Here is an 11,973-nt window from a genome sequence, read left to right on the forward strand (position 1 = left end):
AAGGTATCCATGTATAATGCAAACCTGATTTCCCCTTAAAAATACTTTTGCATTTATTGGGGACCCCCTTAGTTCCTTGTCTCCAACCAATTATTCTTAATGACATTCTGATACCAGTAATAACTCTCCTTCGGTGTTCTTACAAGTGAACGATAATCGACATGAACGAGACCGAAGCGCATCCGGTAGCCTTCTGCCCATTCGAAATTGTCCATTAATGACCATGCCATGTACCCTTTCAGGTTAATACCGTCATTAATGATGCGGTGGATTTGGGCCAAATGCTGCTCATAATATGAAATCCGGCGATCATCGTTAATTTTGCCATTCTCCAAATCATCATTAATACAAGCACCATTCTCCGTGATATATACATCCACATTGCCGTACTTTTGCAAGTAATGCATGAATTCATACAAACCGCGTGATTCCACCGGCCAGCCGATATCTGTCTTGGTCAAGCCCATATCAACTTCTTCCGATTGAAGAACACCCGCTTCCGGATTGAAGCGATTAATTCCCATCGTGTAATAGTTAATGCCGAGCAGATCGATTGGTTGCGAGATAATCTCCATATCGCCTTCCTGGATTGGCACCGTAGCTCCTGCTTCTGCGAACCAGTCCACCATAAATTGCGGATACGTGCCTTTGTAGATCGGGTCTAGGAACCAATCGGTATTAAGCGCAATGGATCGATCACACGCTGCCTGGTCTTCAGGAGATTTGCTGTACGGCTCAGCCCAGCACACGTTCGGAGCGATACCAATCTGACCGGTTGTTCCCAGGCGACGGAACGATTGAACGGCTTTTCCATGAGCAACCAGCAATCCATGTGCTACATTAATTGATGTTTGCAGGTCTTTGTTTCCTGGCGCATGAATCCCAAGAAGGTTCGACAGGAATGCGATACACCAGGGTTCATTAAACGTTAGCCAAAAGTTGATCTTGCCCGAGAATTCCTTGAAAATCACCTCGGCATATTTCACAAAAGCGTCTACAGTTCTGCGGTTGCCCCAGCCACCGTCATCCTCCAGCGTTTGTGGAAGGTCCCAGTGATACAGGGTGAGGAACGGTTCAATACCCGCCTCTATCAATGCATCCACGAAGCGATGGTAGAAGTCCAGTCCTTCCCGATTGATCTCTCCATCTCCGTCAGGAATAATGCGCGGCCATGCAATGGAGAACCGGTACGTATTAATCCCGAGTTTCTTCATCAGTTCGATGTCTTCCTCATACCGGTGGTAACTGTCACATGCGACATCCCCATTGTCTCCGTTAAATACTTTGCCAGGTGTGCGAGCAAATGTATCCCAGATGGATACCCCGCGTCCACCTTCCTGTGCCGCTCCTTCTATTTGATAGGAAGCTGTTGCTGTCCCCCATCGAAAATCTTGTGGAAATTGAAAAATGGTCATGGTTAGCTCCTCCGTCTCATGATGACACGCGGATCGTTTGTCCTGCGGTCATTGTTAAAATAGTTACATAATCGCCTTGGGGCGTAAGCTCTGCCTTCGCTTGTTCATTTCCTTCCACACGTAGCGGATAAGTACTACGAAGGGTTAGTGAATCACTTCGATCAGCTTTGATAACCGCTGACGCAAGCTTGTTGTCCGTCCACGTAATTGCTACCGTATAACCACCTCTAGCACGAAGCCCTTCAACACGACCTTGAGTCCAGAGTTCAGGCAGTGCCGGTAGCAAATGTAACTCGTTCAAGTGGCTCTGTAATAACATCTCGGCGATTCCAGCCGTACCTCCAAAGTTACCATCGATCTGGAATGGTGGATGGTCATCGAACAGATTCGGATGTGTGGATCGGGCGAGCAATGTGCGCACAAACTGATGTGCATGGCTGCTATCCAGCAGTCGTGCATACAGATTGATCAACCATGCACAGCTCCATCCTGTATGCCCACCACCTTGTGAGATACGACGTTCCAGCGATATTCGTGCTGCTTCCACCAGTTCTGGAGAGTGCACTCGATTGATTTGCTCCCCGGGATACAGTCCATACAGGTGAGAGACGTGACGATGCCCCGGCTCGGATTCGGCAAAATCCTTAAACCACTCCAGCAATTGTCCTTCACTTCCAATACGGAATGGATGGAGTTTGTCCAGCGCCTCACTCCACTCGCTTGCCAACGATTCATCTATATTTAGCTGCTTCGAGGCTTCAATACAACGGCTAAACAATTCACGAATCAAAGTCATATCCATCGTTGAAGCCATGGATATACTGCGTGCCTCTCCAGCTTCTGTCAGAAACTTGTTCTCTGGTGAAGTGGATGGAATTGTAACCAGATATCCCTCAGGTCCTTCCACCAGCCAGTCGAGACAGAACAACGCCGCTTCCTTCATGATGGGGTAGGCACGTTCCTCAAGAAAACGTTGATTACCGGTAAATTGATAGTGCTCCCATAGATGCGAGGTAAGCCACACACCGCCCATCGGCCAAAAAGCCCAGCTTGCATCTCCACCTGTCGGCGTAGAGGTTCTCCAGATATCTACATTATGATGAGCAGCCCATCCACGGGCTCCATACAGAATACGCGCCGTTCTGCGTCCTGTATCACTGAGATCGGTCAACATATCAAACAGCGGCTCATGACATTCACTCAGATTGCAGACTTCTGCCGGCCAGTAATTCATCTCCGTGTTGATGTTGATGGTATAGTCACTATGCCACGGCGGTTCTACCTGATGGTTCCAGATTCCCTGCAGATTGGCAGGCTGGCTGCCCGGCCGCGAACTAGCCATTAACAGATATCTTCCATATTGGAAATAAAGTGCTTCTAACCCGGGGTCTTGTTCCCCTGCCTGATAGGCCTGTAGCCGCTCATCCGTAGGCAATTCTGCGTTAACCGATGCACCTAAATCAATAGAGACTCTGTTAAACAATGCGCGATGATCTTGTACATGTCTTTCCCGAAGCACTTCCGCACCATGTGTGATCGCTTTGGAGATCATATCCACGCATTCCTTTTCGAGCAACCGGTTATCCTTCACAGGCAACACATCGTAACTTTCAAAGGACGTAGCCGCTGCCAGATAGAAAACAACCTGATCAGCACCCTGAATGTGCAACTTGCCTTCCAGGTTGGAGACCTTTGCGTGCTCCCCTGTTGCCGTAACTGCTACACGTACTGCATATGCGGTTCCCCGATCTTCTTCATACAGGACGGATTCCGGGTGATCTCTGAAATAATTGGATTCCACGTGACTCGGGCAACGGCTAAACATCGTGAGTGCATCTCCTGAAGTCTCAACGCGATAAGGGTGGGGACTGTCTAGCGTAACGCTGGCATTCAAAGCAGCCTTTCGATCCGCAGTCCATGTGCAAACCATCAGATTATCCGAAGCACTGGAATACACTTCACGTATATAACGAATTCCTTCCCGTGAATACATCGTGGTAGCAATACCTGACTCCAGATCAAGTTCACGCTCAAATGCTTCATACGAAAGATCGTCCAGACCCTCATGGTGTAACAGAAAATGCCCCATTGGCTGGTAAGCCTCCACGTCACGGCCGAGCATCTCTCGGTTCAACAAATCTTCAGCTTCACCATACTGTCCAGACATGATTAACTCACGCGTCTGCTTCAAATACCGCTGACTGCTGTATTGAATCGTATCCCGCGGAAATCCTGACCATAATGTATCTTCATTGAGCTGAATTCGTTCATCCGCTGCGCCGCCATACACCATGCCTCCAAGACGGCCATTTCCGATGGGTAGTGCTTCTTCCCAGCGTTTTGCCGGTTGTCGATACCATAAACGGTTGATTTTAGTTAGGTTATTGTGTAGGGACATCATTAACTCCTTTTCCTCAATTAGCTATCAAAGTATTTATGTCATAAAACGTTTTCGGTAAGTGCTTACATTAAGGAGATTATATGTGATTTCCAAATTTGCGTCAATGTAAATCATCACACCTCCTCCACATAAAAAAAAGCCCCTTTAAAGGGGCCTTTTTTTGTTTCAGCATGGGTTGAGGACAATGCATGTTATTTTATATCTTTTCCTGTCCAAAGGGAGACACGGTCTTTCACCCAAACGGTATATTGTTTCTCCATCTCCACTGCACCTGCTTTGTCCAATTCAGCCAGGAAAGCATCATAGGTTGCGTCAAAGTTTGCTGGTGAAGTCAGAACAGCCTCTGGAATACGTTTACGAACGATATCCTGTGTTTTTCGGAACGTTACTTCATAATCTGTTCCTGAAGGTACAGACATGTTGTATGCTGCTCCCCATTCCTTGAGCTTCAGATCATCTTCGGAAGGATAGAAATCTTTCCATGTTGTAATACCGTAGGCTTTCAACGTTTCCTTCTCGGCTGCAGTATAACCCGCTTGAATCTGCTCAGGGAAGTTCGTTGTATAATAGTTATCCGTAGAATCTTTCACACCATCGCCGTATCTTGCACTAAAGGCACTATACATCCCGATACCTGTTTCTTTGCTGAAATTCGAATTGTCATTGGTTTTGCGATCCTGAATCTCGTCAGGAATCACACGTTTGCCATTTTCGACGTTATAGTGTTGGCCTTCAATACCCCAGTTTCTCAGAACTTGTCCTTCATCAGAAGCAAGCCAATCCAAGAATTTGATGATACGTACCGGATCTTTGGCCGAAGTTGTGATCCCGATGCCATAACCGTCAAATCCGGTTGGTTGGAACGTATGATCTACAATATCCTTGTTCAAAGACACGGAGAAGTGAGCATATGTGGCATCGTCCTTGCCTGCTGATTTGAGTGCATTTTCAGCTTCTTGATAGTTCCACTCTTGATCGATCAGACCGAGTACACGGCCACTGGCAATTTTGGACTTATATTGATCATCCTTTTGAACAAATGTATCCTTGTCCAACAGTCCTTCATTATACATTTTGTTCAACCAACGGAAGTACTCTTTCTCTTCTGGACGCTTGTAGTGAAGCATCGCTTCATACGTTTCAGGGTTAATGTAGTATTCACCATCATCAGGGGCACCTGTTGCCTGGAAGGCCGGGTTCGTTACCGTGATCATGATCTTCCAGTCATCTGCATTCAATGTCAACGGAATGGTTGGTTGACCATCAATGGTTGGATGTTTTTCATAATAGGCTTTTAGTACATTCTCATAATCCTCAAGTGTCTTCACTTCAGGGTATCCAAGCTCTTTCAATACTCTTTGTTGAATTTCGAATCCGCCACCTGCATCAAATACAACATTATCTACACCCATGTTTGTTGGGATCGTATATATCGACTGATCTTCCGTGTTATATTTCAGACGGTTCATCTGGTCGCCATAGATTTTTTTCAGGTTCGGAGCATGCTCTTCAATCAGATCGGTCAAATCCAGCATTGCACCTGCATCCACAAGCTTAGACAAGTTACCTTTAGGGAAGATGAGGTCAGGGTAATCACCGCTGGCCGCCATAAGTGCAATCTTCTGATCGCCACCGTTGTTCACATCATACTCAGCTTCAATCGTAACGCCTGTTTGTTTAGTAATCTCTTTACCGACTGCATCTTGCATCTTGTTCCAGGTCGGGCTTGGATCTGCACCGAAGAACGTCACTGTAATTGGTTCAGTTCCACTGGACTCCGTAGTTTCTTTTGTTCCCGAATTCCCGCATCCAGCTGTGACCAGCATTGCACTTGCGAGCATCAACATTGCAAACGTCTTGGGTGTATTACCTTTCATCTTGCCTCTCATTGTCTAGTTCCCCCTATTATTTATGAAGGTTTTATCTGTATAACAGGCTTTATGCCTGAGGATACCACTTTTTTGAATGCGCTTACGACTTATGCTGTAAAAGCCTGATTTTCAAAGATAATTGTCAGCAGCAACTATTTTACAACATTGTTCTTATAACAGACATAAAACGTTTTCGAAACATACTATAAAACGCTTACTGAAAGTGCTTACATGATAGATTATAGGCTATCCATCCGCTTACGTCAACAATAAAAAAAGCCCTTTCTCAAGGGCTTTTTTCGCTATGAAAATCCTTCACTTTAATGCTTGGTTTTCAACCTTATTTCACGTCTTTACCAGTCCAGAGGGATACCCGATTTTTAATCCATACCGTATATTGTTTTTCCATCTCCACTGCACCTGCTTTATCAAGTTCAGCCAAGAGACCATCGTATACGCTGTCGAAGTTTTCAGGTTTGGCAAGAATCGCCTCTGGAATACGTTTGCGTACGATATCCTGTGTTTTTTGGAACGTTACGTTGTAATCCGTGTCAGAAGGTACAGGCATGTTATATGCTGCGCCCCAATCTTTCAATTTCAGATCATCTTCGGAAGGGTAGAAATCTTTCCAAGTTGTAATACCATAAGCTTTCAATGTCTCTTTCTCTGCTGCAGTGTATCCAGCCTGAATCTGCTCAGGGAAGTTGGTTGTGTAATAGTTATCCGTAGCATCTTTCACGCCATCTCCGTATCTCGCACTGAATATATTGTACATACCCACGCCAGACTCTTTCGTGAAGGCAGAGTTATCATTGGTTTTGCGATCTTGTACTTCCGCCGGGATAACGCGTTTGCCATTCTCTACTTGGTAGTGCTTCCCTTCAACGCCCCAGTTTCTCAGGACTTGACCTTCATCAGATGCAAGCCAATCCATGAATTTGATAATGCGCACTGGATCTTTGGCCGAAGTTGTAATTCCAATGCCGTAACCATCAAAACCTGTCGGCTGGAATGTATGGTCCACAATGTCCTTGTTCAGGGACACGGAGAAGTGAGCATATGTTTTATCGCCACCGTTGGACGATTTCAAAGCATTTTCCGCCTCACCATAGTTCCATTCCTGGTCGATCAGACCAAGTACGCGTCCACTGGCAATTTTGGATTTATATTGGTCATCTTTTTGAACAAATGTGTCTTTGTCCAGCAGACCTTCATTGTACATTTTGTTCAACCAACGGAAATATTCCTTTTCCTCAGGACGTTTGTAGTGGAGAACGGCTTCATAGGTCTCAGGATTGATATAATACTCACCATCATCCGGTCCACCCGTAGCTTGGAATGCAGGGTTCGTTACCGTGATCATGATCTTCCAGTCATCTGCGTTTAATGTCAACGGAATAGTCGGTTGACCATCAATCGTTGGATGTTTTTCATAATACGTTCTCAGTACGTTTTCATAATCCTCAAGCGTTTTCACTTCAGGGTAGCCAAGCTCTTTTAATACTCTTTGTTGAATCTCGAATCCGCCCGTAGCGTCAAATGCAACGTTATCTACACCCATATTGGTCGGAATCGTATAGATCGCTTGATCTTCCAAGCTATATTTCAGACGGTTCATCTGATCACCATAGATTTTTTTCAAATTGGGAGCATGCTCCTCAATCAGATCGGTCAGGTCCAGCATCGCGCCTGCATCCACAAGCTTCGACAAGTTGCCTTTAGGATAGATAATATCAGGGTAATCACCACTCGCAGCCATCAAAGGAATCTTTTGATCTCCACCATTATTCACATCATACTCAGCCTCAATTGTAACTCCCGTTGCCTTGGTAATCTCTTGACCGACAGCATCCTTCATGTTGTTCCAGTTCGGACTTGCATCTGCACCAAAGAATGTAAAGGTTACTGGACTGGTTGTGTCTCCGGAATCAACCGGCTTTTCTGAAGCGTTACTTCCTCCTCCATTGCTGCTGCATCCTGCTGTAATTGCAAGAGCACTGGCTAACAGAAGCATTGCGAATGTTTTTGGTGTTTTGCCCTTCATGTGTAATCCCCCTTATGGATATAATGAAGCTGTATATTTGTATAACAGGCTGACCTGCACATACCGTGACCAGATGAAACGAATGTAATTTTCTTGTTCTTATAACATTAGAAGCGTTTTCTGAAAAATGAAAAACTGCCCTACACTACCTTACTTCCTTCCCCTTAGGGAATTTTCACCCTGCAATCAGGCTACATATCACATGATGTACAAGCAAATGTAAGTGCTTTCATAATTGAATAATAATGCCTCTTAAAGTCCTTGTCAATAGTGAATTTATAAAATTGAAAACGTTTTTTAGAAAACGTTTTAGATAAAAAAAGAACCCGTATAATACGGGTTCTTTCTCTTTTTAAATCTGTCTTGCTTATTGTTTATTTAGCCTCTTCACCGCTCCACAACTGAACACGGTTTTGAACGAGTTCTGTATATTGTTTTTCCATGTCCTCTGCTCCTGCTTGGTTCACTTCTGTAATCATGCCATCATAGATGGCATCGAACTGCTCAGGAGTACTCAAAATGGCTTCCGGAATACGTTTCCGGATGATATCCTGGGTTTTCTTAAAGATGACGTTGTAGTTGGAGTCCCCTGGTGTTGGCAGATTGTATGCTGCTCCCCATGGTTTGATTGGGAACTCGTCTTCACTAGGGAACATATCTTTCCAAGTTGTAGCTCCGTAAGCTTTAAGTGTTTCTTTTTCAGCATCGGAATATGCCGCCACGATCTGTTCAGGGAAATTCGTAGTGTAGTAATTGTCCGTTGAATCCTTCACACCATCTCCATAGTGCCCAGAGATATTGGTGTACAGTCCTATACCCGTCTCTTTCTGGAACACAGCTGCATTATTCGTTTTTTGGTCCTGAATGTCGGCAGGAATGACACGTTTGCCGTCCTTCACTTCATACTGTTTACCTTCAATTCCCCAGTTCATCAATACTTGCCCTTCTTCAGAAGCCAGATAATCGAAGAATTTGATCGTACGAACCGGATCCGGATTGGTCGTTGTAATCCCTACACCCCAACCGGATACAAAACCAGGGTCTTGGAAGGTTTGATCCTTGATATCCTCGGAGAGGGTAACTGGGAAGTGTGAATACGTCGCTTCAGACTTGCCCGCCGATTTCAAAGCATTCTCTGCATCGGAATATCCCCAATCCTGGTCAATAACACCAAGAACACGCCCACTTGCAATTTTGGATTTGTATTGGTCTGTTTTCTGGATGAAGCTGTCCTGATCCAGCAATCCAGTGTTATACATATGGTTCAACCAGCGGAAGTACTCTTTTTCCTCTGGACGTTTGTAATGCAGCATTGCTTCGTACGTTTCTGGATCGATGTAATATTCACCATCATCCGGTGCACCCGTTGCCTGGAAAGCCGGGTTCGTTACGGTAATCATGATTCTCCAATCATCCGCATCCAGTGTTAACGGGATGGTTGGCTGACCATCAATCGTAGGGTGTTTCTCTTTGTACGCCTTCAAAACATTCTCGTAATCCTGAAGTGTACGCACTTCCGGATATCCGAGTTCTTTCAATACACGGTGCTGAATTCCAAATCCACCACCTGCATCAAAGTATTTCTGGTCTACCGCATAATACGTCGGCAGCACATAAATAGCCTGATCCTCATTACTGTATTTCAACCGGTCCATGTAATTACCATACAGCTTCTTGAGATTGGGAGCATATTGGTCGATCAGATCTGTCAGATCAAGCATTGCTCCGGCATCCACCAGTTTGCTAAGTTCTCCTTTGGGTGACACGATATCCGGATAGTCTCCGCTCGCCGCCATTAAGGAGATCTTATCCTGACCACCACTAACGGCAAATTCACCGTTAAGCGTTACCCCTGTTTTTTCTGTAAGGACTTTACCCACTTCATCCTTCATGCCATTCCAGTTCGGACTGGGATCAACACTGAAGAAATCGAAAGTAAGTGGAGTTGTCTCTGCGCTGGTATCCTTGAACGACGTATCACCGCCGCTTCCTCCACCACAACCTGCGAGTAAAGACATTGCAAGCACTGGTGCCAGTGCAATCTTCATTTTGGAACTTGCCATAATGGTAATCCTCCCTGTTTCATATGTCTGTTTTGTCCGGGACTTTTTTGTCCCTGTCTATAGCTTCATGAATACCACACCGCAGCCCTATACGGTGAAGCGCAGACCAAATGGCTGCGCTTCGGGTATCCTGATGCTTCATTTGGAGATGTACGGCCACTCTATGTGGCAGCCTATACAAGCTTGCTTATGCTTTTACTGCGCCCAATGTCATACCGCCAACAAAGTACTTCTGTAGGAACGGATATACAATCAGGATTGGAACCGTTACAACGATCGTAATCGCCATTTTGATTGATTCAGGTGAAATCTGTGTCATCTGTTGTGCCATGTCATTGGCATTCCGTCCAGCACCTGAGCCTTGCTGCGTACTTTGCAGTACTTTCATCAGCTCATATTGGAGCGTGGTCAGATGTGCCTTCGAACCATTATACAGGTACGTATCGAACCATGCATTCCATTGACCTACAGCCAGGAACAATGCGATGGTTGCAAGTACCGGTTTACACAGTGGCAGGATGATTCTGTAATAGATCGTAAAGTCATTCGCACCGTCCAGCTTCGCGGATTCCTGCAATGCATACGGCAGACCATCAATGAATGAACGGATAATGAAGACGTTAAATGCACTGATCATGCCTGGCAATACATATACCCAGAATGTACCGATCAGGTTCAGGTCACGCATCAGGATGTATACCGGAATCAGACCACCGGAGAAATACATCGTGAGTGCAAGTGTTGTAGAAACAAATTTACGAAGTCCAAAGTCAGGTCTGCTCAGTGTAAAAGCGATCATGGAGGAACTGATCAATCCGAGCACAGTACCTACAAGTGTACGCAGGATGGAGATCTGCAAACCTTGTAACAATCCATCATATTGGAAGATCGTTTTGTAGTTCTGTAATGTGAATTCGCGAGGCCACAAGTAAATCCCGCCACGTACTGTATCTGTCGAGTTATTGAGTGAGATGGCTAGTACGTTAAGGAATGGATATAGTGTTACGATCAGCACCATGGTCATCGCGAGGATGTTGAATATATCGAACAGTTTATCGCCCCGAGTAGCATTGAATGCTTTGTTCGCCATAATGTCGTCCCCTCCCTACATGATGCTTTCTTTGGTGAATTTTTTGAACAAGCCGTTCGCAGTAAACAGAAGGATGATACTGACAACGGAGTTGAATATACCTATGGCTGTACCATATGAGAATCGTCCCATATTCAAACCATAATTGAGCGCGTATAGATCAAGGACTTCCGAGTAGTCTGTGACCAGACTGTTGCCGAGCAAGAACTGCTTCTCGAAACCGATACTGATAAGATGTCCAATCGACATGATGAAAAGTACGGAAATCGTGGTCCGAATGCCAGGCAGCGTGATGTGCCACATTTGTCTCCAGCGGTTCGCTCCATCTACACGGGAAGCTTCATATAACTCTTGGTCAATACCGGTAATTGCCGCAAGATAGATGATGGCATTCCAACCGGTTTCTTTCCACATATCTGAAGCGGTTACAATGTACCAGAACAAGTTCCCCTTGGCCATGAATTGGATCGGCTGGTCAATAATGTTCAGGCCTACCAAAATGTCATTGATAATCCCTCCATCGGTGGAGAGCATCTTGGTAATGATCCCGGCTACAACGACCCAGGATACAAAGTGAGGCAGATAGGATACTGTCTGCACGGCACGTTTGAAGAACATACCTCTCATTTCATTCAGGAGAATAGCGAAGAAGATCGGTACGATAAAACCGACAACTAGTCCCATCAAGCTCATTGCAAGCGTATTCCGAAGTACCAGATAGAAACGTTCATCACTGAACAGCTCTACAAAGTGTTTAAAACCAACCCACTCTTGATCACCAAACGATCTGGCAGGTTTATAATTTTGGAAAGCCATCGTCCATCCCCATAGTGGCAGATAGTTAAATACGAAAACCCAAGCTACGAATGGCAATGACATGAGATAGAGATATTTCTGCTGTTTCATTCTGTCCCAAATTCCGTTCCGCCGATTCTTTAAAGGCGGTTTGGGGTCACTGCTTCTGTTCGCGGAAGCGGATTTTTTTGTTAGCGTTTCCATCTCCGTTCCCCCTCCTCTGTTTTATAGAATAATCATACTCGATAGAGCGTTTTCAAAATACCATCTGGATTTTAGAGAAAATCATATAAA

General features: G+C 45.2%; 7 protein-coding genes. All 7 read right to left on the reverse strand.

What is annotated here, in order from left to right:
* Window positions 1–68: 68 nt before the first annotated feature.
* Window positions 69–1,415 (reverse strand): GH1 family beta-glucosidase, encoded by a 1,347-nt coding sequence (locus tag MKZ12_RS25630; RefSeq protein ID WP_339257447.1) that lies wholly within the window; start codon window positions 1,413–1,415, stop codon window positions 69–71.
* A gap of 16 nt (window positions 1,416–1,431) precedes the next feature.
* Window positions 1,432–3,816, reverse strand: coding sequence for a glycoside hydrolase family 95 protein (locus MKZ12_RS25635; RefSeq protein WP_339257449.1), 2,385 nt, complete (start codon window positions 3,814–3,816; stop codon window positions 1,432–1,434).
* 191 nt (window positions 3,817–4,007) lie between these two features.
* Window positions 4,008–5,693, reverse strand: a complete 1,686-nt coding sequence (locus MKZ12_RS25640) for an ABC transporter substrate-binding protein (RefSeq protein ID WP_339261521.1) — start codon at window positions 5,691–5,693, stop codon at window positions 4,008–4,010.
* Between the two features lie 334 nt (window positions 5,694–6,027).
* Window positions 6,028–7,731, reverse strand: coding sequence for an ABC transporter substrate-binding protein (locus MKZ12_RS25645; RefSeq protein ID WP_339237807.1), 1,704 nt, complete (start codon window positions 7,729–7,731; stop codon window positions 6,028–6,030).
* A 374-nt stretch (window positions 7,732–8,105) separates the two neighbouring features.
* Window positions 8,106–9,794: an ABC transporter substrate-binding protein gene (locus tag MKZ12_RS25650; RefSeq protein ID WP_339237809.1), complete on the reverse strand. Its 1,689-nt coding sequence runs from the start codon at window positions 9,792–9,794 to the stop codon at window positions 8,106–8,108.
* A gap of 187 nt (window positions 9,795–9,981) precedes the next feature.
* Window positions 9,982–10,884: a carbohydrate ABC transporter permease gene (locus tag MKZ12_RS25655; protein ID WP_278298248.1), complete on the reverse strand. Its 903-nt coding sequence runs from the start codon at window positions 10,882–10,884 to the stop codon at window positions 9,982–9,984.
* 15 nt (window positions 10,885–10,899) lie between these two features.
* Window positions 10,900–11,883 (reverse strand): sugar ABC transporter permease, encoded by a 984-nt coding sequence (locus MKZ12_RS25660; RefSeq protein ID WP_339257451.1) that lies wholly within the window; start codon window positions 11,881–11,883, stop codon window positions 10,900–10,902.
* Window positions 11,884–11,973 lie beyond the last annotated feature (90 nt).

It is taken from the genome of Paenibacillus sp. FSL R5-0713 (assembly GCF_037973325.1).
Lineage (GTDB): Bacteria > Bacillota > Bacilli > Paenibacillales > Paenibacillaceae > Paenibacillus.

Bases quoted from the DNA above. Each gene is read 5' to 3' on its own strand.
- MKZ12_RS25630 (WP_339257447.1), bottom strand. From the start codon at position 1,415: ATGACCATTTTTCAATTTCCACAAGATTTTCGATGGGGGACAGCAACA.
- MKZ12_RS25635 (WP_339257449.1), bottom strand. From the start codon at position 3,816: ATGATGTCCCTACACAATAACCTAACTAAAATCAACCGTTTATGGTAT.
- MKZ12_RS25640 (WP_339261521.1), bottom strand. From the start codon at position 5,693: ATGAAAGGTAATACACCCAAGACGTTTGCAATGTTGATGCTCGCAAGT.
- MKZ12_RS25645 (WP_339237807.1), bottom strand. From the start codon at position 7,731: ATGAAGGGCAAAACACCAAAAACATTCGCAATGCTTCTGTTAGCCAGT.
- MKZ12_RS25650 (WP_339237809.1), bottom strand. From the start codon at position 9,794: ATGGCAAGTTCCAAAATGAAGATTGCACTGGCACCAGTGCTTGCAATG.
- MKZ12_RS25655 (WP_278298248.1), bottom strand. From the start codon at position 10,884: ATGGCGAACAAAGCATTCAATGCTACTCGGGGCGATAAACTGTTCGAT.
- MKZ12_RS25660 (WP_339257451.1), bottom strand. From the start codon at position 11,883: ATGGAAACGCTAACAAAAAAATCCGCTTCCGCGAACAGAAGCAGTGAC.